Origin of the sequence: Streptomyces sp. NPDC093546 (genome assembly GCF_044765045.1) — a bacterium.
GTDB lineage: Bacteria > Actinomycetota > Actinomycetes > Streptomycetales > Streptomycetaceae > Streptomyces.
In genome coordinates this window covers 79021-103723 of record NZ_JBIWJG010000015.1, presented here as the reverse complement: position 1 = coordinate 103723, position 24703 = coordinate 79021, and the positions used below count along the sequence as shown (strand labels likewise).

The window sequence follows — 24703 nt, the reverse complement described above, 5'->3', positions numbered from 1 at the left end:
CGGCCTTTCGGCATCGGCAGCGTGGCCCGGACCGGTGGGGAACCGGTCCGGGCCACGCCGCGTCGAGCGGCGGGATCAGTCGGCCGGGCCGTCGCCGAGCTGCTCACGGATGAGGTTGATCAGCTCGTCGTCGTCATCGGTGGCGGCGATCCGGTCGGCCACGGGCTCGTCGGCGGTGTCGCCGGCATCGGCCCCCCGGACCGTCCTGGTGTTCCTGCCGGCCGGGCCGGTCGCCGTCCACGTGTCGAGGAAGGACTGAAGGCGGACGGTGAGCCGCGCCTTCGACAGCTCGTCCGGCGGGCTGTCGGCCGCCATGGCCTCCAGCGCGTCCAGCGCTCCGATCAGCGGCCCCACGTCCGTGACCGGCGCGGCGCCGGGCAGCGTGCGGTGCAGGTGGTCGGCGAGCGCGGCGGGCGTGGGGTGGTCGAAGACGAGCGTCGCCGGGAGGGGCTGCCCGCACTCCCGGGCCAGCAGGTCCCGGAACTCGACCGCCGTCAGGGAGTCGAATCCCAGGTCGCTGAAGGGCCGCGAGTCGTCGATGCGCGCGTCCGGCGCGTAGTGGAGGACGACGGTGAGGGTGTGCCGGATCAGCCGGCCCAGCTCGGCCAGCCGCTCGCCGCCTCCGAGGGTGGCGAGCCGGTCGCGCAGGCCGGTGTTTCCCCCGTCGTGCGGTACCTCCGCCGTCAGCGCGCGGACCGCCTCCGGCAGCTCGCCCAGCAGCGGGCTCGGCCTGCCGGAGGTGAACACCGGTGTGAACCGCGCCCAGTCGACGTCGGCGACCGTCAGCGCGGACTCTCCGCCGTCGATCGCCTGCGCCAGCGCGGCGATGGCGAGCTGCGGATCGAGGGGGGTGAGACCTCGGCGGTGCAGGTACTCCTCCGCCTCCCCCGTCGCGGCCATGCCGGTTCCCGCCCACGGCCCCCACGCCACCGAGGTGCCGGCCAGTCCGCTGTCCCTGCGCGCACGGACCAGCGCCTCCAGGTACGCGTTGCCCGCCGCGTAGAGGGCCTGCCCGCCACTGCCCCAGGTGGCGGCGATCGACGAGAAGACCACGAAGAGTTCGAGGTCCGCGTACGTGTCGGCGTCCGTGGTGAGCGCGTGCAGGTGGGCCGCCCCGCGTACCTTTCCGTCGGTCACCTCCGCGATGGCCTCGGGCCCGGTGCGTTCCACCGCCTCCGACTGGGGGACACCCGCGGCGTGGACGACACCGGCCAGCGGCAGGTCCGCCGGTACGGAGGCGAGGAGTTCGGCCACCGCTTCGCGGTCGGAGACGTCGCACTGCGCGACGGTCACCCGGGTGCCCTTGGCCGTCAGCTCGGCGACCAGTTCCGCGGCGCCCGGTGCCTGCGCGCCCCGGCGGCTGGTGAGCAGCAGATGCGCGACGCCCCGGCCCGCCAGCCAACGGGCCACGGCGGCCCCGAGCGCACCGGTTCCGCCGGTGACCAGAACCGTGCCCGGCCGCGACGGGGTCCAGGCCGGCGCGGCCTGCTCGGCCTGGCCGGCCCGGAGGAGGCGGCGGCCGAGGACGCGACCGCCGCGCACGGCGACCTGGTCCTCGCCGGTGACGCCGGCGAGGACGGCGACCAGCCTGGCCGGGTTCCAGGCGCCCTGGTCGGCGGGCAGGTCGATCAGGCCGCCCCAGCGCTTGGGGTCTTCGAGCGCGGCGACCTGCCCGAAGCCCCACAGCTGCGCGTGCTCGGGCCGGGTGACCCTGTCCCCCGCGCTGACCGCGACGGCGCCGCGGGTCAGGCACCACAGGGGTGCGGTCAGCTCGGCGTCGCCGAGGGCCTGGACGAGGGCGAGTTCCACCGGCAGGCCGGCGTGCGGTCCTGCCACGTGGACGACACCGGTGATGCCGCCCGTGACGGCGCCGGCGGCCGCGCGGAGGCGTGCGGCCAGGTCGTGCCGGTCGGGGCGGGCCGCATCCACCGCCAGGCGGACGACCTCGGCACCGGCGGACCGCAGCGCGTCACCGACGCCCGCGTCGTCGTCCGCGTCACCCGTCTCGATGACGAGCAGCCAGGTCCCGTCGAGAGCGGCATCCGGCACCACGGTGGGCCGCCAGTCCACCCGGTAGCGCAACCCGGCGAGCGCCGAGTCCTCCCTGGAGCGCCTGCGCCACGCGGAGAGGGCGGGGAGCAGGGTCCCGAACTCGTCGGAGGTGTCGGGAAGTCCGATGGTGTCGGCCAGCCCGGCGAGGTCCTCTTGCTCGACGGCCTGCCAGAACCGGGCCTCGACCTCGTCGGAGTAGCCGGCAGTACCGGCCTCCGCACCGGCCGCGGACGGCTCCGGCCAGTACCGCTCCCGCTGGAACGCGTACGTCGGAAGCGCGACACGACGCCCCTCCGGCAGCACCGCCGACCAGTCCACCTCGACACCCGAGACCCACAGACGTCCCAGCCCGGCCAGCACCGACTCACGCTCATCCCGGTCCCTGCGCAGGGACGGAACGAACACACCCTCACCGGCGATCTGCTGCGCCAAGGCGCAGAGCACACCATCAGGGCCGAGTTCGAGGAAACGGGTGCGCTCGGTGGTGAGGGAGGCGATGGCGTCGGCGAAGCGGACGGGCTCACGGATCTGACCGACCCAGTAGGCGGGGGTGGCCATGTCCCCCGGCGCCGTGGTGACGACCGGGATGGTCGGGGCGTGGTACGTCAACGACTGTGCGACCGCCGCGAAGTCGCCGAGCATCGGCTCCATCAAGTGCGAGTGGAACGCGTGCGAGACCGTCAGCCGCTTGACCCGTACGCCGCGGGCGCGGAGTTGCACTTCCAGTGCCGCGATCGCGTTCGCGTCGCCCGAAACCGTCAGGGAAGCAGGTCCGTTGACCGCCGCGAGGTCCACGCCCTCGGGTAGTACCAGGCCGTCCTCGGCCGCTTCGACGGCCAGCATCGCACCGCCCGACGGCAGCGCGTCCATCAACCGGCCGCGTGCCGAGACCAGAGCGCAGGCGTCGTCCAGGGACAGCACCCCGGCCACATGTGCGGCGGCCAGTTCACCAATCGAATGGCCCACCAGTACCTCCGGGGTCACACCCCACGACTCCACCAAACGGAACAGCGCCACCTCGACCGCGAACAGCGCAGGCTGCGTGTACGCGGTACGCGCCAGCAACTCCGCGTCGTCCCCGAACACGACGTCGCGCAAGGGACGTTCGAGATCCACCCGCGCGCACACCGCGTCGAACGCGTCCGCGAACACCGGGAACGCCTCGTACAACTCACGGCCCATCCCGATCCGCTGCGCACCCTGACCCGAGAACAGGAACGCCAGCCCGCCGGACCCGACCTGGTCACGCACCACGCCCCGCGCATGCTCGCCGCTGGCGAGCGCGCGCAGTCCGGTCAGCAGTTCGTCCCGGTCGGCACCGGACACCACCGCGCGGTGCTCCAGTCGGGCGCGCGACAGCAGAGTCCGTGCCACCGTCCCGGTTGCCAGGTCCGGCCTTCCGGCGAGGAACCCGCGCAGCCGGTCGGCCTGTGCGGCCAACGCCTCGGCTGATCGGCCCGACAGCAGCCACGGCGCCGCGGCGTCGTCACGAGGGTCGGACGAGTCGTCCCGCGAGCCGGACGCGTCGCCCTCGGCGGCGGGCGCGGCTTCGAGGATGATGTGGGCGTTGGTGCCGCTGATGCCGAACGACGACACGCCCGCCCGGCGCGGACGGTCCGCCTCCGGCCACTCCCGTGCCTCCGTCGCCAGCCGCACCGCACCCGCCGACCAGTCCACCCGCGACGACGGCTCGTCCACGTGCAGCGTCGCCGGCACGATCCCGTGCCGCATCGCCAGCACCATCTTGATCACACCCGCGGCACCCGCGGCCGCCTGCGTGTGACCGATGTTCGACTTCACCGACCCCAGGTACAGGGGCTCGTCGCGGTCCTGTCCGTACGTCGCCAGCAGCGCCTGCGCCTCGATCGGGTCACCGAGCTTCGTACCCGTACCGTGCGCCTCCACCACGTCCACGTCGGCGGGGCTCAACCGAGCGTTCGCCAGCGCCCGCCGGATCACCCGCTCCTGCGACGGGCCGTTCGGCGCCGTCAATCCGTTCGACGCACCGTCCTGATTGACCGCCGAACCCCGCACCACGGCCAGCACCTCATGGCCACGCGCGAGAGCGTCCGACAGCCGCTCCACCAGCAGCACGCCGACGCCCTCGCCCCAGCCCGTGCCGTCGGCGGCATCCGCGAACGCCTTGCAGCGACCGTCGGCCGCCAGTCCGCCCTGACGCTCGAACTCCGCGAACACCGTCGGCGTGGACATGACCGTCACGCCGCCGGCCAGCGCCATGTCGCACTCGCCGTTGCGCAGCGCCTGCGCCGCCAGGTGCAGCGCCACCAGCGACGACGAACACGCCGTGTCCACCGTCACTGCGGGCCCTTCGAGCCCGAAGACGTACGCCACCCGGCCCGAGAGGACCGCTGCGGCGTTCCCGGTGACCACATGTCCTTCGATGTGTTCGCCCGAGGCGGCGACCACCTGGGGGTAGTCCTGGCCGTTCGTACCGGCGAAGACGCCGACCGCGGTTCCCCGCACGCCGCGCGGATCCACGCCGGCGGACTCGAACGCCTCCCAGGACGCTTCGAGCAGCAACCGCTGCTGCGGGTCCATCGCCAGCGCCTCACGCGGCGAGATCCCGAACAGGCCCGCGTCGAACCCGGCCACGTCGTGCAGGAAGGCGCCCTCCGGCTCGGAGGTCGCGCTGCGTGCGCCGAGGTTCCAGCCGCGGTCGACCGGGAACGCGGTCATCGCGTCGACTCCGCCCGTCAGCAGTCGCCACAGTTCGTCGGGCGTCGCCACGCTGCCGGGGAACCGGCAGCTCATCCCGACGATCACCACCGGCTCCTCGGCCGCGCCGGTGACGGGCCCGGCGGCCGCCGGTTCCGCCGACCGCTCCCCCGGCTGCTCCGCGCCGAACATCTCCTGTTCGAGGAAGCGCGCCAGGACGTCCGGAGTCGGCCGGTCGAACACCAGCGAGACGGGCAGCGTCAGACCGGTGCGGGCAGCGACCAGGTTGCGCAGTTCCACGGCTGCCAGCGAGTCGAAGCCGAGGTCGCGGAACGCCTGGCCCGTGCCCACCGCGTCCGCCGAGCGGTGCCCGAGCACCGCCGCCGCCCACGCGCGGACCGCGTCCAGCAGGAGACCGCCGCGGCGGCCCGCCGGCGCTGCCGCCAGCTCGGCCCTGAACCCTTCGGCCGGGCCGAGGTCACCGCTCGGCGTCCGGAGGGCCGAGGCCGCCTCGGGCAGTTCGGACAGCAGGACGCTCGGCCGGCTCTCGGTGAGTCCGGCGGCGAACAGCGTCCAGTCGATGTCGGCCACCGCCGGCTGCGGCTCGGCGTCGTCGCCCGCGATGGCCTGTTCGAGCGCCGTCACGGCCAGGTCCGGGTCCATCGGCGACAGGCCGCCGCGGCGCAGTCGCCCGGTCACGGCCTGGTCCTCGGCCGCCATGCCGTTCCGCGCCCACGGTCCCCAGGCGATCGACGCCCCGGGCAGCCCCCGGTCGCGCCGCCCGCGCATCCACGCGTCGACGAAGGCGTTGGCCGCGGCGTAGTTGCCCTGCCCGGCGCTGCCGACCGTCCCGGCCAGCGACGAGAACGCCACGAAGAAGTCGAGGTCGTACGGACGGGTCAGTTCGTCGAGCAGCACCAGACCGGACGCCTTCGCCGTCAGTACCGCCTCGAAGCGCTCGGGGGTGAGCGTGTCGAGTGTGCCGTCGTCCAGCGCGCCCGCCGCATGGACGACTCCGGTCAGCGGGAGGTCCGCCGGGAGCTGAGCCAGTGCCGCGGTCAGTGCCTCACGGTCGCTCACGTCGCCCGTCGCCACGATCACCCGCGTACCCCGCTCGCCCAGTTCCGCGACGAGTTCGGCCGCGCCGGGGGCCTGTGCGCCGCGCCTGCTCAGCAGGAGCACGCACGGCACGCCCCGGTCGGCCAGCCGGCGGGCGACCACCGCGCCCAGCGCGCCGGTCCCACCGGTCACCAGGACCGAACCGGGCCGCGACGGCGACCACGACGTGCCGCTGCCGCCGGATTCCGCGCGCACCAGGCGCCGTCCGTACGCCGCGGAGTCCCGCACGGCCACTTGGTCCTCGCCCGTGCTTCCGCCGAGTACGGCGGCCAGCCGGGCCCCGCCCCGGGCGTCCAGGACGGTCGGCAGATCGACCAGGCCGCCCCACCGGTCCGGGTGCTCCAGCGCGGCGACCAGTCCCAGTCCCCAGGTCTGCGCCTGCACCGGGTGGGTCAGCGCGTCCGCGCGCCCGACGGAGACAGCTCCGGAGGTCAGCGCCCAGCAGCGAGCGGTGATCCCGGCATCGCCGAGTGCCTGGAACAGGTTCAGGTTCAAGGTGAGCCCGGCGGGCACCGCCGAGCCCGGTGCCGGCTGCTGCGCCCAGGCGGCGAGCGAGACCACTCCGTGCACCGGGCCCGCGGCGGCGAGCCGAGCGGCGAGCGCGGCCCGGTCCGTATCGGCGGGCACCGCGAGCCGGAACGGCTCGGCACCGGCGGCGGCGAGGGCCGCGGCGACCTCGTCAGCCGGAGCGGACACGGCGTCGTCGGCGGGCGTCTCGGGCACGACCAGCAGCCAGCGGCCGGTCAGGGACGCGGTCGCGGGCAGACCGGCGACCGGGCGCCACGTCGTGCGGTAGCGCCATGATCCGAGCACGGATTCGCGACGCCGCCGGCGGCTCCACGAGGAAAGCACCGGAAGCGCCGGGGCGAGCAGGTCCAGGGAACCGTCGGAGCCGAGGAGGCCGGCGAGCTGGTCCACGTCGGCGCGTTCGACCGCGTCCCAGAAGCGGGTGTCGACCGCGTCGGCGGCGGGCACGGCGGCCGCGGAGGCGGCTTGCGGCCAGTACCGTTCGCACTGGAACGCGTACGTCGGCAGCGTGACGCGATGGCCCTCGGGCAGCACCGCCGCCCAGTCCACCTCGACACCCGAAGCCCAGAGGGCCGCCAGCGCGCGGAGCACGGTGGCCGTCTCCTCCCGGTCCGTCCGCAGCAACGGCACCGGGGCGGCGTGCTCGGGGAGGGTCTGCCGGGAAAGGGCGCTGAGCACGCCGTCAGGGCCGAGTTCGAGGAAGCGGGTGGCACCGGCGTCGTGGGCCTGGCGTACGGCGTCGGCGAAGCGGACGGGCTCGCGGATCTGGCGGACCCAGTAGGCGGCGGTGGCCATGTCGCCGGGCGCGGTGGTGACGACGCGGATTGCCGGAGAGTGGTACGTCAACGACTGCGCGACCGCCGCGAAGGCGTCGAGCATCGGCTCCATCAGACGCGAGTGGAACGCGTGCGAGACCGTGAGCCGCTTGACCCGTACGCCCTGCGCACGGAGTTGCTCTTCCAGTGCCCTTATCGCGTCCGCTTCGCCCGAAACCGTCACCGAGGTGGGTCCGTTGACCGCCGCGAGGTCCACGCCCTCGGGCAGCTCCAGCTCACCTTCGGCCGCTTCGACGGCCAGCATCGCACCGCCCGACGGCAGCGCGTCCATCAACCGGCCGCGCGCCGAGACCAGGGCGCAGGCGTCGTCCAGGGACAGCACCCCGGCGCAGTGCGCGGCAGCCAGCTCGCCGATCGAGTGACCCACCAGTACGTCCGGGGTCAGGCCCCAGGACTCCACCAGACGGAACAGTGCCACCTCGACCGCGAACAGCGCAGGCTGGGCGTACACGGTTCGGTCCAGTGCCTCGCCGTCCTCGAACACGACGTCCCGCAGCGGCCGTTCGAGGTCCATACGCGCGCACACCGCGTCGAACGCGTCCGCGAACATCGGGTACGTCTCGTACAGCTCGCGCCCCATCCCCACGCGCTGCGCGCCCTGGCCCGTGAACAGCAGAGCCAGCCCACCGTGCACGGCCTCGTCGCGGACCACGGACGGCACGGGCCTGTCCTGGGCCAGGGCACCCAGCCCGGCCAGCAGTTCGTCCCGGTCGTCGCCGAGCACGACCGCCCGGTGCTGCAGCGCAGCACGGCCCGTGGCCAGTGACCACGCCACGTCCCGCGAGGCGACGTCGAGCTCCGTGTGCACGCGGACCAGGCGTTCCGCCTGGGCGCGCAGCCCCTCTGCGGTGTGGGCCGAGACGACCCAGCCCAGGGTGTTCGCCGTGGCTGCCGGGAGGGCGGCCCGCGGGGTGGGGTCGGCTTGTTCAAGAATGATGTGGGCGTTGGTGCCGCTGATCCCGAACGACGAGACGCCCGCCCGGCGCGGACGGTCCGCCTCCGGCCACTCCCGTGCCTCCGTCAGCAGCCGCACCGCGCCCGCCGACCAGTCCACCTGCGACGACGGCTCGTCCACGTGCAGCGTCGCGGGAAGGATACCGTGGCGCATCGCCAGCACCATCTTGATGACGCCCGCGACACCCGAAGCCGCCTGGGTGTGACCGATGTTGGACTTCACCGACCCCAGGTACAGGGGCTCTTCGCGGCCCTGTCCGTACGTCGCCAGCAGCGCCTGCGCCTCGATCGGGTCGCCGAGCCGCGTCCCCGTACCGTGTCCCTCGACCGCGTCCACGTCCGACGGGGCCAGCCGCGCCGCTGTCAGTGCCTGGCGGATGACCCGCTGCTGGGAGGGGCCGTTGGGGGCGGTCAGGCCGTTGGACGCGCCGTCCTGGTTGACGGCCGAGCCCCGTACGACCGCCAGCACCTCGTGCCCGTTGCGCCGGGCGTCCGAGAGCCGCTCCAGCACCAGCACGCCGACGCCCTCGCCCCAGCCGGTGCCGTCGGCGGCGTCCGCGAACGCCTTGCAGCGACCGTCGGCCGCCAGTCCACCCTGACGCTCGAACTCCGCGAACACGCCCGGCGTCGTCATGACCGTCACGCCACCGGCCAGCGCCATGTCGCACTCGCCGTTGCGCAGCGCCTGCGCCGCCAGGTGCAGCGCCACCAGCGACGACGAACACGCCGTGTCCACCGTCACCGCCGGGCCCTCAAGCCCGAAGGCGTACGCCACCCGGCCCGAGATCACGCTGTTGGCGGTGCCCGCGAGAAGGTACCCCTCGGCTCCGTCCAGGCCGCCGGCGTCGGCGTACCCCGACGAGGAGGCCCCCGCGAACACGCCGACCGGCCGGCCACGCAACGCGCGCGGGTTCATCCCCGCCGACTCGAACGCCTCCCACGACGCCTCGAGCAGCAACCGCTGCTGCGGGTCCATCGCCAGCGCCTCGCGCGGCGAGATCCCGAACAACCCGGCGTCGAACTCCGTCGCACCGTCCACGAAACCACCGGCGGCCGACACGCCTTCCAGGGCGCCGGCCGGCCATCCCCGGTCGGCCGGGAACCCGGTGACGCCGTCGCCCTCGCGCACGACCAGGTCCCACATCTGATCGGCCGAACGCACCCCGCCGGGGTAGCGGGCGCTCATGCCGACGATCGCGATCGGTTCGTCCGCACCGGCCGCGACGGTGCCCGGGGCGGCCGGGGCAGCCGAGGCGAGCGGCCCGGCGTGCTCCAGCAGTTCGCCGGCCAGATGGGCCGCCAGCGCGTCGGGGTTCGGGTGGTCGAAGACGAGGGTCGCGGGCAGCGCGAGCCCGGTTTCCGTGCCCAGCAGGTCGCGCAGTTCGACGGCGGTGAGCGAGTCGAAGCCGAGATCGCGGAAGGACCGGTCGGCCTCGACCGCCGCCGCGGAGGGCAGGTTGAGGCAGACGGCGGCTCGCGACCGGATCAGGTCGAGCAGCATCCCGTGACGTCGTCCCTCGGGCGCGGCGACGAGACCGTCGCGGAAACCCGAGACCTTGGCGCCGGTCGCCGGCACGGGCGCGAGTGCGGCAGCGGCCTCGGGCAGCCCGGTGAGGAGCGCGCTGTCGCGGCCCGACACGAAGGCGGGGGCGAAGCGCGCCCAGTCGACATCGGCCACGGTCACGCAGCTCTCGCCCAGGTCCACGGCGCGGGCGAGGGCGACGACGGCGAGGTGCGGGTCCAGGGCGACCAGGCCGTGCCGGTGCAGGTGCCCCTCCGCCCCGCCCACCTCGGCCATGCCGGGCCCGGCCCACGGTCCCCACGCCACCGAGGTGCCCGTGCTCCCTTGCGCCCGCCGCTGCTCGACGAGCGCGTCCAGGTAGGCGTTCGCGGCCGCGTAGACGGCCTGCCCGCCGCTGCCCCAGGTGGCGGCGATGGAGGAGAAGACGACGAACAGGTCCAGTTCCTGGCCCCGTTCGCGGGTCAGTTCGTCGAGATGCGCCGCGCCGGCCACCTTCGCGTCCAGGACGCGGGCGATCTCCGGGTCATCGGTGTCCGCGAGCGGCACGGCCTGTCCGGCTCCGGCCGCGTGCACGATGCCGGTCAGCGGGTGCGCGTCCGGGATCGCGTCCAGCACCGCCGCGACGGCGGTCCGGTCGGTGACGTCGCACGCGGCGACGGTCACCTCGGTGCCGAGAGCGGCCAGTTCGGCCACCAGTGCCTCGGTGCCGGGCGTGTCCGCGCCCCGGCGGCCGAGCAGGACCAGGCGGGGCGCGCCGCGGCCCGCGAGCCAGCGCGCCACGTGTCCGCCGAGCGCCCCAGCCCCTCCGGTGACCAGGATGGTGCCGGTGGGCGTCCAGGGTGCTGCGACCGGGCCGCCCCCTGTCGTACGGACCAGGCGCCGGCCGTACGCACCCGAGGTGCGCACCGCCACTTGGTCCTCGCCGGTGCCGCCCGCGAGGAGGGACACCATGAGCCAGGTCGCGCGGGTGTCGGGCTCGGCCGGGAGGTCGATCAGCCCACCCCAGCGGCGCGGCTGTTCCAGGGCCGCCACTCGGCCGAGTCCCCACGCCTGCGCCTGCTCGGGGCTGCGCAACGGGTCGGAGCGGCCGACCGACACCGCCCCGCTCGTGACCAGCCACACAGGAGCGTCGATCTTCGCTTCGTCCAGCCGCCGCAGAAGGGCCACGGACGTAGTCACCACCGCGGCGGACGGGACCACCACGACGACGCCGGTGACGGCGTGCGGGACGGCGCCGAGGCTTTCGGCGTCCCCGGTCACGACGCATACGTCGGCCCCGGCGTCGCGGAGTGCGGCGGCGACGGCGGACCGGGGCTCGCCGACGAGCAGCCAGGTGCCGGACAGGGTGCCGGCCGGCACGGCCGCCCCGCCGGCCGTCTCCACGAGACCGGAGAGCGGGGTCCAGGTGACGCGGTAACGCCAGGACTCGGTCAGCGACTCCTCGCGGCGCGAGCGCCGCCACGCGGAGAGGGCGGGGAGAACGGAGTCCAAGTGCTCCGGTGTGTCGGGAAGTCCGATGGTGTCGGCCAGCCCGGCGAGGTCCTCTTGCTCGACGGCCTGCCAGAACCGGGCCTCGACCTCGTCGGAGTAACCGGCAGTACCGGTCTCCGCACCGACCGCGGACGGCTCCGGCCAGTACCGCTCCCGCTGGAACGCGTACGTCGGAAGCGCGACACGACGCCCCTCAGGCAACACCGTCGACCAGTCCACCTCGACACCCGAGACCCACAGACGTCCCAGCGCGGCCAGCACCGACTCACGCTCATCCCGGTCCCTGCGCAGGGACGGAACGAACACACCCTCACCGGCGATCTGCTGCGCCAAGGTGCAGAGCACACCATCAGGGCCGAGCTCCAGGAAACGGGTGCGCTCGGGAAGCGAGGCGATCGCATCCGCGAAACGGACAGGCTGACGGATCTGACCGACCCAGTAGGCGGGGGTGGCCATGTCCCCCGGCGCCGTGGTGACGACCGGGATGGTCGGGGCGTGGTACGTCAACGACTGTGCGACCGCCGCGAACTCGGCCAGCATCGGCTCCATCAAGTGCGAGTGGAACGCGTGAGACACCGTCAGCCGCTTCACCCGTACGCCCTCGGAACGCAGTCGCTCCTCCAGTACGCCGATCGCATCGGCATCACCGGAAACGGTCACCGAAGCAGGCCCGTTGACCGCCGCGAGGTCCACGCCCTCGGGCAACTCCAACTCGTCTTCGGCCGCCTCCACGGCCAGCATCGCACCGCCCGACGGCAACGCGTCCATCAACCGGCCGCGTGCCGAGACCAGAGCACACGCGTCGTCCAGGGACAGCACCCCGGCCACATGTGCGGCGGCCAGTTCACCAATCGAATGGCCCACCAGTACGTCCGGGGTCACACCCCAGGACTCCACCAAACGGAACAACGCCACCTCGACCGCGAACAGCGCAGGCTGCGTGTACGCGGTACGCGCCAGCAACTCCGCGTCGTCCCCGAACACGACGTCACGCAAGGGACGTTCGAGATCCACCTGCTCACACACCGCGTCGAACGCATCCGCGAACACCGGGAACGCCTCGTACAACTCACGGCCCATCCCGATCCGCTGCGCACCCTGACCCGAGAACAGGAACCCGGTCCGGCCCTCGCGCGCGGTGCCGGTGACGACCCGGTTCGAGGGCTCGGCGGCGGTCAGGGCGGACAGGCCGTCCGCGAGGTCCGACGGGGCGCTGCCCACGATGACCGCCCGGTGGTCCAGGGCCTCCCTGGTCGTGGCCAGTGACCACGCCACGTCCCGCGCGTCGAGCTCGTGCTCCGCGGGCACGTGGGTCAGGCGCTCCGCCTGGGCGCGCAGCCCCTCTGCCGTGTGGGCCGAGACCACCCAGCCCAGGGCTCCCGGTTCGGCCACCAGGTCCGCAGCTGCGCTCGGTCCGGCCTGTTCGAGGATGATGTGGGCGTTGGTGCCGCTGATGCCGAACGACGACACGCCCGCCCGGCGCGGACGGCCGGCCTCCGGCCACTCCCGTGCCTCTGCCAGCAGCTCGACGGCCCCCGCCGACCAGTCCACCCGCGACGACGGCTCGTCCACGTGCAAGGTGGCCGGCAGTACGCCGTGGCGCAGCGCCTCCACCATCTTGATCACACCCGCCACACCCGCGGCCGCCTGCGTGTGACCGATGTTCGACTTCACCGACCCCAAGTACAGGGGTTCCTCACGGTCCTGTCCGTACGTCGCCAGCAGCGCCTGCGCCTCGATCGGGTCACCGAGCTTCGTACCCGTACCGTGCGCCTCCACCACGTCGATATCGGCAGGGCTCAAGCGCGCGTTCGCCAGCGCCCGCCGGATCACCCGCTCCTGCGACGGGCCGTTCGGCGCCGTCAGACCGTTCGACGCACCGTCCTGATTGACCGCCGAACCCCGCACCACGGCCAGCACCTCATGGCCACGCGCGAGAGCGTCCGACAGCCGCTCCACCAACAGCACACCCACACCCTCGGACATACCGGTGCCGTCCGCGTCGTCCGCGAAGGCCTTGCACCGGCCGTCCGAGGCCAGGCCGCGCTGCCGGTCGAACTCGGTGATGACACCGGGGGTGGACATCACCGTCACGCCGCCGGCCAGCGCCATGTCGCACTCGCCGTTGCGCAGCGCCTGCACCGCCAGGTGCAGCGCCACCAGCGACGACGAACACGCCGTGTCCACCGTCACCGCGGGCCCTTCGAGCCCGAAGGCGTACGCCACCCGGCCCGAGACCACGCTGGTCGCGGTGCCGGTCATCACGTGCCCGGCCGCCGAGTCCGGCAGATGCATTCCCAGGCCGTACTGAGCATGGGCGGCACCGACGAACACACCGGTGGCCGACCCGTGCGCGTCGGACGGGAGGATGCCCGCGGACTCGAACGCCTCCCAGGACGCTTCGAGCAGCAACCGCTGCTGCGGGTCCATCGCCAGCGCCTCGCGTGGCGAGATACCGAACAGCCCCGCGTCGAACTCCGTAGCGCCGTCCACGAAACCGCCGCGTGCCGCCTCTCCCTCGACGACCCGGGCCGCCCATCCCCGGTCCGCGGGGAACCCGGCGATCGCGTCCGCGCCGGTGCTGACGAGCGACCACAGGTCCGCCGGTGAGGCGACCCCGCCGGGCAGCCGGCAGGCCATGCCGACGATGGCGACGGGCTCCGCCTGATCGGCGGCAACCGGCTCCGGTCGTACGGCGGCTTCCGGCGCGGCCTCGCCGCCCAGCAGGCCGACGAGATGGTCGGTGAGCACCGCCGGGGTGGGGTGGTCGAAGACCAGTGTGGCCGGGAGCCGGAGACCGGTCGCGGCGTTCAGGCGGTTGCGCAGTTCCACGGCCGTCAGCGAGTCGAAGCCGAGGGCGCGGAAGGCCTGGCGCGCACCGATCGCATCGGTGTGGGCGTGGCCGAGGACCGTCGCGGCGTTGCCGCGTACGACGTCGAGGACGGCCTCGCGGCGTTCCGTGGCGGACAGCCCGTGCAGCCGCCGTGCGAGCGTGGCGTGGGTGTCCGAGTCGCGGGCTGCCGCCCGCCGGGCCGACGGGCGGATCAGCCCGCGCAGCAGCGCCGGGACGGCCGCGTCGCGCGTGCGGTCGAGGACGACGGGCACCACGTGCGGGAGGTGCAGTGCGGACGCGGCGTCGAAGAGCGCCAGGCCCAGCTCGGTGTCCAGCGTCGGGACCTTCCTGCTCCCGGACCTGCTCGCGGACCTGCTCCCGTTCCTGCTCGCGGACGGTGCCGCCGAGGGGTCGAGCACATGGCCGGTCATCGCGCTGGCCCGTTCCCACAGGCCCCAGCCCAGGGACTGCGCGGGCAGGCCGTGGGAGCGGCGCCAGGAGGCGAGGCCGTCGAGGAAGCCGTTCGCCGCCGCGTAGTTGGACTGACCGCCGGTGCCGAAGGTGGCCGCGGCGGACGAGTAGAGCGCGAAGAGGGCGAGGTCGGCGTCCGCCGTCAGTTCGTGCAGGTGGACGGCTGCGTCCACCTTCGGTCGGAGTACGGCGTCCAGGCGGGCGGGCGTCATCGCCTCGAACACGCCGTCGTCGAGGGTGCCTGCCGCGTGCACGACGCCGGTGAGCGGGTGCTCGGCGGGGACGGCCGCCAGTACGTCCGCCAGCGCCTGCCGGTCGGCGGCGTCGCAGGCCACGATCTCGGCCCGGGCTCCGCGTGCGTGCAGGTCGGCGAGCAGCTCGGCCGCGCCCGCACTCTGCGTGCCCCGGCGGCTGAGCAGCAGGAGGTTCCGGGCGCCGTGTTCGGTGACGAGGTGCCGGGCGAGCAGTCCGCCCAGCGTCCCGGTGCCGCCGGTGATCAGGACGGTGCCGTCGGGGTCGAGCGGTGCCGGCACGGTCAGGACGTTCTTTCCGACATGACGTGCCTGGCTGATGAAGCGGAACGCGGAGGCCGCGTCCCGTACGTCCCACACGGTGGTGGGCAGCAGGGTGAGCGCGCCGCTGTCGAAGAGGGCGATCACCTCGCGGAGGATCTCCCGCATGCGGCCGGCTCCCGCTTCGGCGGGGTTGAACGCCCGGTAGTGCGTTCCCGGGTGGTCGGCCGCCACCTGCGCCGCGTCGCGCAGGTCGGTGCGGCTCATGTCGGCGAACCGGCCGCCGTCGGCGAGGAGCCGCAGCGACGCGTCGACGAACTCGCCCGCCAGCGAGTTGAGCACCACGTCCACGCCGCGGCCGCCGGTCCCGGACCGGAAGCGGTCCTCGAAGGCGAGGTCGCGCGACGAGCCGATGTGCGCGTCGTCGAGGCCGGCGGAGCGCAGCGTGTCCCACTTCCCGGGGCTCGCCGTGCCGAACACCTCCAGGCCGAGGTGGCGGGCGAGCTGAACCGCCGCCATGCCGACGCCGCCCGCCGCCGCGTGCACGAGTACGGACTCTCCGGGGCGGGCGTCCGCCACGTCGGTCAGGCCGTAGTACGCCGTGGAGAAGGCGACCGGGACGGTCGCCGCCTGGGCGAAGGACCAGCCCGTGGGGATGGGCGCCAGCAGGCGGCGGTCGGTGACGGCGCGCGAGGCGATGCCGCCGCTGAAGAAGCCGAACACGCGCTCGCCCACGGCGAGATCGGTGACACCGGGTCCGGTATCGGTCACCACGCCGGCCGCTTCCGCGCCCATCCGGGCCTGGTCGGGGTACATGCCGAGGGCGATGAGGACGTCCCGGAAGTTCACTCCGGCGGCGCGCACGGCGACCCTGACCTGGCCGGGTGCCAGGGGGGCGTCGGCTTCGGGGTGGGCGACGAGGGCGAGGTTCTCAAGAGTCCCCTCGTCGGTGACGTCCAGCCGCCAGGCGGTCGTCCCGGCGGGGAGCGCGAGCGCGCCGTCGGTGTCGCGGTGGGCGAGCCGGGGGACCCAGGCCCGGCCGTCGCGGACGGCGAGCTGCGGTTCGTCGTCGACGACGGCCCAGGCGGGCCAGGTCTCGTCGTCGCCACCCGCAGGGTCGCGGTCGAGCAGCAATATCCGGCCCGGGTGCTCGGTCTGCGCCGCGCGCAGCAGGCCCCAGACCGCCGCACCGGCGAGGTCCGTCACGGCCTGTCCGGGGGCCGCGGGGACCGCGCCGCGCGTGAGGACCACCAGGCGCGCCTGCGCGGTCCGTTCGTCGGCGAGCCATCCCTGCACGGCGCGCAGGACGTCGTTTGTGGTCTGCCGGACCACGTCGGTCGTGCCGGTCCCCGGTGCGGGGTCCGGCAGGGCGAGCACCGTGACGGGTGCGGGCGTGGTCGTGTCGGCCGGGTGCGGGCCGAAGGCGGACAGACCGGTGGTGACCCAGTCCGTGGTGTCGGGCGCCGGGTTCCCGGTGTCCGGCAGGAGCGTCCAGTCGAGGGCGAAGAGGGTGGTGCGAATGGTGTGGTCCTGGGCCCGGGTCAGCGCCTGGGAGAGGACGTCGCGGGTGATCTCGCGCAGGACGAGGGAGTCGATGGTCACCACCGGCAGACCTGCCGGGTCGGTGGCCCGGACGACGAGTCCGTCCGCTCCGACGGTCAGCGTCACCCGCAGGAACGTGGCGCCCGTGGCGTGGAGGGACACTCCCTTCCAGGCGAACGGCAGCCGTGCCCCCTGGTCTCCGGCCGCGGTGACCAGGCCCGCCGCGTGCAGCGCGGCGTCGAGCAGGGCGGGATGCACCCCGAACCCGTCGGCGTCGGACTCCTGTTCCAGTGCGATCTCCGCGAAGACCGTCCCGCCCCGCCGCCACGCGGCCCGCAGTCCTCGGAAGGCGGGGCCGTACGCGTATCCGGCGGCGGCCAGACCGTCGTAGAAGCCGGCCGTGTCCACCGGACGCGCCCCGGTCGGGGGCCATGTCTCCTCGGCGGTCGCGCCGTGTGCCGCTGGGGCAGGGGTCTCCGGGACGCCCAGCAGGCCCGCGGCATGGCAGACCCATTCCGCTTCCTCGGCGGGACGGGAGAAGATCTCCACCGAGCGGTCGCCGTCGTCGTCGGCCGCGCCCACCGCCACCCGGATCGCCACGCCGCTCGGCGCCGGGGCGAGCGGTGTCCGGAGCACGAGTTCGCGCAGCACTCCGCAGCCGACCTGGTCGCCGGCTTTCAGCGCCATCTCCACCAGCGCGGTGCCGGGCACGAGTTGCGCGCCGAGTACGACATGGTCGGCCAGCCACGCGGGGGCGGACGGTGACAGCCGCCCCGTCAGCACCACGCCGCCGTCGGGGAGGGCGACGACCGCGCCCAGCAGGGGGTGGGCAAGCCCTGACTGGCCCACGGCCGCCACGTCTCCGGTGAGGGCCTGCTTCGGCCAGTAGCGCTCGCGCTGGAAGGCGTACGTGGGCAGCTCGATCCGGCGGCCCGTGCCCGTGGACAGCACGCCCGACCAGTCCACGTCCACACCGGCGGTCCATGCCTGGGCCAGCGCGGTGAGGAAGCGCTGTGCCCCGCCTTCGTCGCGCCGCAGGGTGCCGAGGACGGTGCCCTCGGTGTCGGCGGCTTCGAGGGTTTCCTCGATGCCCGGGGTCAGGACGGGATGGGGGCTGCATTCCAGGAACACCGACCGGCCGTCCGCCAACAACGCACCCGTCGCCTCATCGAACCGCACCAACGACCGCAAACTCTCATACCAATAGCCCGCGTCCATCACCGCCGTATCGATCCGCCCACCCGTCACCGACGAATACAACGGAATAGAAGACGACACCGGCTTCACCGGAGCGAGATCCGCAAGGATCCGTTCCCGCAACTCCTCCACCTGCACCGAATGCGACGCGTAATCCACCGGCACCCGACGCACCCGCACCCCACGCTCCACACACAAAGCCATCAGAGCGTCGAGTGCCTCCGGCTCACCCGACACCACCGTCGAACCCGGACCGTTCACCGCCGCGACCGACACCCGGCCCTCGAAACCGGACACCAGCCCCCGGGCCACCTCAGGCCCCGCCGCCAGCGACACCATCCCACCCCGGCCCGCCAACACCCTTAGCGCACGCGAACGCAACGCCACCACCCGCGCCCCGTCCACCACCGACAACCCACCAGCCACCACCGCAGCCGCGATCTCCCCCTGCGAATGACCCACCACCGCAGACGGCACCACACCACACGACCGCCACAACCGCGCCAACGACACCATCAACGCCCACAACACCGGCTGGACCACATCCACCCGACCCCACAACACCTCATCCCCGCTGTCCAACACCTCCCACAGCGACCAGTCCACGAACGGCTCCAACGCCGCCGCACACTCCTCCAACCCCTCCCGAAACACCGGCGACCAACCCGCCAACTCCCGACCCATCCCCAACCACTGCGACCCCTGCCCCGGAAACACCAACGCCGGACCGGCCTGCGCGGAACCCGCGGCACCGGTCACCGCGTCGGCGACCTCGCGGCCCTCGGCCAGGGCTTCGAGCGCCAGACGCAGCTCCGCCAGGTCCGAGCCCAGCAAAACCGCGCGATGGGCCAGGGCGGCACGCGTGGCCGCCAGGGAGAAACCGATCTCACCAGCCGTCGGCCCGCCGTCCGCGTCCAACTCCCGCACGTGGGAGAGCAGACGCGCCGCCTGACCCCGCAACGCCTCCTCCGTACGCCCCGACACCACCCACGGCACCACCCACGGCACCACCCGGTCGGCAGTCGGCGGTTCCTCGTCGACCGCGTCGACCAGTTGGGGCGCGGCTTCCAGGATCACGTGCGCGTTCGTGCCGCTCATTCCGAACGACGACACACCGGCCCGGCGCGGACGGCCGACCTCCGGCCACGCACGGGCCTCCGTCAGGAGCTCGACGGCCCCCGCCTCCCAGTCCACCCGGGACGACGGCTCGTCCACGTGCAGCGTCGGCGGCAGCACCCCGTGCCGCAGAGCCATGACCATCTTGATCACGCCTGCGACGCCCGAGGCCGCCTGGGTGTGCCCGATGTTCGACTTCAACGACCCCAGGTACAGGGGCTCTTCACGGTCCTGCCCGTACGTCGCCAGCAACGCCTGCGCCTCGATGGGGTCGCCCAGCCGCGTCCCCGTTCCGTGCGCCTCCACCACGTCCACGTCGGCTGCCGTGAGCCGCGCGTCGGCCAGCGCCCGGCGGATGACCCGCTCCTGGGAGGGGCCGTTCGGTGCCGTGAGCCCGTTCGACGCACCGTCCTGGTTGACGGCCGAGCCCCGCACCACGGCCAGCACCTCGTGCCCGTTGCGCCGGGCGTCCGAGAGCCGCTCCAGCACCAGCAGGCCGACGCCCTCGCTCCAGCCGGTGCCGTCGGCCCCGTCCGCGAAGGCCCTGCAGCGGCCGTCGGAGGAGAGCCCGCCCTGCCGCTCGAACTCGGCGAAAATGCTGGGCACGGCCATGACGGTGATGCCGCCGGCCAGTGCCAGTTCGCACTCTCCCTGGCGCAGCGCCCGCACGGCCAGGTGCATGGCCACGAGCGACGACGAACACGCCGTGTCCACCGTCACCGCGGGGCCCTCAAGGCCGAAGGTGTACGCCACCCGGCCCGAGATCACACTGTTGGCGCCGCCCGCGAGGACGTGCCCTTCCGTCCCCGTGGCCAGGTCGGTGCCGATGCCGTAGCCGGACGAGGAGGCGCCGACCAGCACGCCGGTGGAGGTGCGGTGCAGGGAGAGCGGGTCGATTCCGGCGTGTTCGAGCGCCTCCCAGGAGGCCTCCAGCAGCAGGCGCTGCTGCGGGTCCATGGCGAGCGCCTCGCGCGGCGAGATGGTGAACAGGCCCGCGTCGAAGTCCGTGGCCGCGTCGACGAAGCCGCCGCGCAGCGCGTACGACGCGGCGGCGACGTCGGCCTCCCAGCCGCGGTCGGCGGGGAAGGGGCCGGTTCCGTCGGCGCCGGACACGACCGCGTCCCACAGCGCCTGCGGGCCGTCCACGCCTCCCGGCAGCCGACAGCTCATGCCCACGATGACGACCGGGTCGTCGTCGTTCGTGGTGGGGACGGGGAGCTGTGCCGCCGGGGCCGCCGTCGGCGTCCGCGTTCCGCCGGACAATTCGCCGAGCAGGTACTCGCTCAGTGCCACGGGGGTCGGGTGGTCGAAGACGAGGGTCGCGGGCAGCCGCAGGCCGGTCTCGGCGGTGAGGACGTTGCGCAGCTCCACGGCGGTCAGGGAGTCGAAGCCGACGTCCCGGAAGGCCCGGCGGGGTTCCACGGCGCCCGCTCCGGCGTGCCCGAGCACCCTCGCGGTGTGGGTGCGGACGGCTTCCAGCAGCAGGCGCGGCCACTCGGACTCGGGTGCGGCGGCCAGCGCGTCGCGCAGGTCCGAAGACTCGGCGCCGGTGTCGGGAGCACCGGCCGCTTCGGCCGCCTCTGCCGCCTCGGGGAGTTCCGCGAGCAGCGGACTGGGCCGGCCGGAGAGGAAGGCCGGCGCGAACCGCTGCCAGTCCACGTCCGCGATGCTCACGCACGTCTCGTCGCGGTCCACCGCGCCGGCGAGTCCCCTGAGGGCGAGCGTGCGGTCCAGCGCGGCCAGTCCGCGCCGCCGCAGCGCCTCCACGACCTCGTCGTCCGTGGCCATGCCGATCTCGGCCCACGGCCCCCAGGCGATCGCCGTGCCGGTCAGGCCGCGCGCCCGGCGGTCGGCCACCAGCGCGTCGAGGTACGCGTTCCCGGCGGCGTACGCGCCTTGTCCGCCGCTGCCCCAGGTCGCGGAGATGGAGGAGAACACGACGAACAGGTCGAGTCCGTCGGTGAGTTCGTCGAGCAGTGCCGCGCCCGTGACCTTGCCGCCGATCACCTCGGCGAGTTCCGCCTCGTCGGTCTCCAGGAGCGGGCTGCCGTCGCCGACCCCGGCGGTGTGCACGACACCGGTGAGGGGCAGCTCGGCGGGAACCGCGGCCAGCAGGGCGGCCAGCGACCCCCGGTCGGCGACGTCGCAGGCGGTGACCGTCACCCGGGCGCCGAGCGCGGTCAGTTCGGCCGTCAGGTCGCCGGCGCCGGGTGCGTCCGGGCCGCGGCGGCTCGCGAGGAGCAGGTGCGGTACACCTCGTCCCGCGAGCCACCGCGCGACGTCGGCGCCCAGTGCGCCGGTCCCGCCGGTGACGAGTACGGTGCCGTGGGTCGTCCACCGACGCGTGGGGGCCTCGGCCCGTGGGGCTCGTACGACGCGGCGGCCGTAGGCGCGTCCGTCGCGCAGGGCCACCTGGTCCTCGCCCCGGCCGCCGGCCAGAAGCGCGGTCAGCAGGGTCCCCGTGGTGCCGTCCACGGTGGGCGGCAGGTCGATCAGGCCGCCCCACACCGCCGGCCGTTCGAGGGCGGCGACCCGGCCCAGGCCCCACAGCAGTGCGTGTTCGGGGCGGGTCGGGCGGTCGCCGTCCGAGGTGGACACCGCGCCGCGGGTCAGGCACCACAGGGGGGCGTCGGTCTCCGCGTCGCTGACCGCCTGGAACACCCTGAGCAGCGTGGCGACTTCGGCTGCCGCGGCCTGCGGCGGGTTTCCGTCCGAGCTCGCGGTGACGTACACAACCGCGTCCGGTGCGGCGTCGGCCACGCGCGCGGTGATGGCGGACCGGTCGTCGGCTGGTGTCAGCCGCACCTCGCGGACCTGGGCTCCGGCGGCGCGCAGCGTGTCCGCCACCTCCTGTGCGGGGCCGGTGTCCCCGGAGGTGAGCAGGAGCCAGGTGCCGGTGAGGGAGCCGTCCGGGCCATCCGCGAGCGGCTTCCACTCGACGTGGTAGCGCCACGAGTCGAGGACGGCGTCCTCGTGCTGGGAGCGCCGCCACGAGGTGAGCGCGGGCAGGACCTCCTCCAGTGCCCCGGCGCGGTCCCGCATGCCGAGGGTCTCGGCGAGCTCGGTGAGGTCCTCCCGCTCGACGGCCTCCCAGAACCGGGCCTCGTCTCCGTCGGCGGGGGTGGGAGCGGGGGTTGCCGGGTCGCCCGTGAGCGGGTCGGGCCAGTAGCGCGCGCGCTCGAACGGATAGGTGGGCAGCTCGACACGGCGCCCCTCGGGCAGGACCGCGGGCCAGTCCACGTCGGCTCCGGAGACCCACAGGCGGCCGAGCGCGGCGAGGCCGGACTGCTGCTCGCCCCGGTCCTTGCGCAGCAGGGGTGCGCAGGCGAGGTCGGCGGCGCTCTGCTGCGCCAGGGCGCACAGCACCCCGTCGGGCCCCAGTTCGACCGCGCGCGTCACGCCGTCGGCGCGCAGCCGCGTCACGCCGTCGGCGAAGCGGACGGGTTCCCGGACCTGGCGGACCCAGTAGCCGGGGGTGGCGAGGTCGCCCGGTGCGGTGGTGACGACGGGGATCTCGGGGGTGTGGTACGTCAACGACTCCGCGACGGCGGCGAACGCGTCGAGCATCGGCTCCATCAGTCGCGAGTGGAACGCGTGCGAAACGGCCAGCCGCTTCGCCCGCACGCCTTCCGCGCGGAGGCGCTCCTCCAGCTCACCGATCGCGTCGGCGTCACCGGAGACCGTCACCGAGGCGGGCCCGTTGACGGCCGCGAGGTCCACTCCGTCGGGCAGTTCCAGCTCGTCCTCGACGGCCTCCACGGCGAGCATCGCTCCGCCGGACGGCAGCGCGTCCATCAGCCGGCCGCGCGCCGACACCAGCCGACAGGCGTCGTCCAGCGACAGCACCCCCGCGACGTGTGCGCAGGCCACCTCGCCGATCGAGTGGCCCAGCAGGACGTCCGGGAAGACGCCCCACGTCTCCAGGAGGCGGAACAGCGCGACTTCGAGCGCAAACAGGCCGGCTTGGGCGTAGACGGTCCGGCCGAGCGCTTCCGCGTCGCCGAACACCACGTCCCGCAGCGGCCGTTCGAGGTCCATCCGGACGCACACGGCGTCGAAGGCCTCGGCGAACGCGGGGTGGGCGTCGTACAGTTCGCGGCCCATGCCCCTCCGCTGCGCGCCCTGGCCCGTGAAGAGGAACGCGGTCCGGCCCTCGCCGACCACGCCCGACACCACGCCCGCGGCGGGCCCGCCCGACGCCAGCGCGCCGAGCCCGGCGAGAAGTTCCTCACGGCCGGTGCCGGACACCACCGCGCGGTGTGTCAGGTCGGCCCGGGTCGTCGCCAGCGACCAGGCGACGTCGGCCGGGCCGTCGGGCCGCTGCCGGAGCTGCCCGGCCAGCCGCTCGGCCTGTGCGCGCAGCGCGGTGGCGGTCTGTGCCGACACCGGCCAGACGACCGGTCCGGGCGACGATGCGGCCTGCGACCCGTCCGGCGCCGTGGGAGGGGCGTGCCGCGGCTCGTCCGGTGCCGGCGCCTCTTCGATGATCACGTGGACGTTGGTGCCGCTGATGCCGAAGGCCGAGACGCCGATCCGCCGGGGCGCCTCACCTCGCGGCCACGGCCGCGCCTCGCCGAGAAGGCGGACGCCGCCGTCCGGCCGGGCGGCGTGCGGGGTCTCTTCGTCGACGTGCAGGGTGCGCGGCAGTTGGTCGTGGTGCATCGCGAGCACGCTCTTCATCACGCCGGCGACGCCGGCGGTGGCCTGCGTGTGGCCGATGTTCGACTTGAGGGAGCCCAGCCACAGCGGGTGGGCGGCGTCCCGGTCGCGGCCGTAGGTGTCCTGGAGGGCCTTCAGTTCGATCGCGTCGCCCAGTCGGGTGCCGGTGCCGTGCGCCTCCACCGCGTCGATGTCGGCGGGGGTGAGCCGGGCGGCGGCGAGCGCGGCGCGGATGACGCGCTGCTGGGACGGGCCGTTGGGGGCGGTGAGGCCGTTGGACGCGCCGTCCTGGTTCATGGCGCTGCCCCGGACGACGGCCAGCACGTCGTGCCCGAGCCGGCGCGCGTCGGAGAGCCGTTCCACCAGCAGGACGGCGACGCCCTCGCTCCAGCCGGTGCCGTCCGCCCCGGCCGAGAAGGACTTGCAGCGCCCGTCGGAGGACATGCCGCCCTGCTTGCCGAACTCGCTGAAGGCGGTCGGGGTGGTGATCACGGCGACGCCGCCGACGAGCGCCCGGCCGCACTCGCCCTGGCGGAGCGCCTGCACCGCCAGGTGGAGCGCGGCCAGCGACGACGAGCAGGCGGTGTCCACGGTGACCGCCGGGCCCTCCAGGCCGTAGACGTAGGAGAGCCGGCCGGACAGCACGCTGTGGGCGCTGCCGGTCAGCTGGTAGCCCACGGTGCTCTCCGGCATGCGGCCGACCGTGGCGTACCCGGTCGGCGAGGCGCCGATGAAGACCCCGGTGTCGCTGCCGGCCAGCGAGTGCGGGTCGATGCCCGCCCGTTCCAGGACTTCCCACGACGCCTCCAGCAGCAGGCGCTGCTGCGGGTCCATCGCGAGTGCCTCGCGGGGGTTGATGCCGAACAGCGCGGCGTCGAAGTCGGTGGCGTGCGGCACGAATCCGCCCCGGCGGGCGTAGCCCTCCGGGGCGGGCCCGGTCTCCGTCCAGCCGCGGTCGGCGGGGAAGTCCACGATCGCGTCGGTGCCGTCGGCGACCAGCCGCCACAGCTCTTCCGGCGCGCCGACGCCGCCGGGGAGGCGGCAGCTCATCGCGACGATCGCCACCGGTTCGCGGGCGGCTTCCCGCATCTCCCGGTTCTGCCTGCGGAGGCGTTCGACCTCCTTCAGGGAGGCCCTGAGGGCTTCTACGGCCTTCTCGTCACGAGCATTCATCGCGTTCTCCACCGCTCAGGGA

General features: G+C 74.2%; 1 protein-coding gene. It reads right to left on the bottom strand.

Annotated features, from left to right (window positions below; genetic code table 11):
• Positions 1–75 precede the first annotated feature (75 nt).
• The gene (locus ACIRNI_RS26970) at positions 76–24681 is read right to left on the bottom strand and encodes a type I polyketide synthase (protein WP_403555177.1); all 24606 of its coding nucleotides are present in this window, start codon (positions 24679–24681) and stop codon (positions 76–78) included.
• Positions 24682–24703 lie beyond the last annotated feature (22 nt).

What these genes read in the sequence shown, in the direction of transcription:
- ACIRNI_RS26970 (WP_403555177.1), bottom strand. Translation starts at nt 24,681, where the DNA reads ATGAATGCTCGTGACGAGAAGGCCGTAGAAGCCCTCAGGGCCTCCCTG.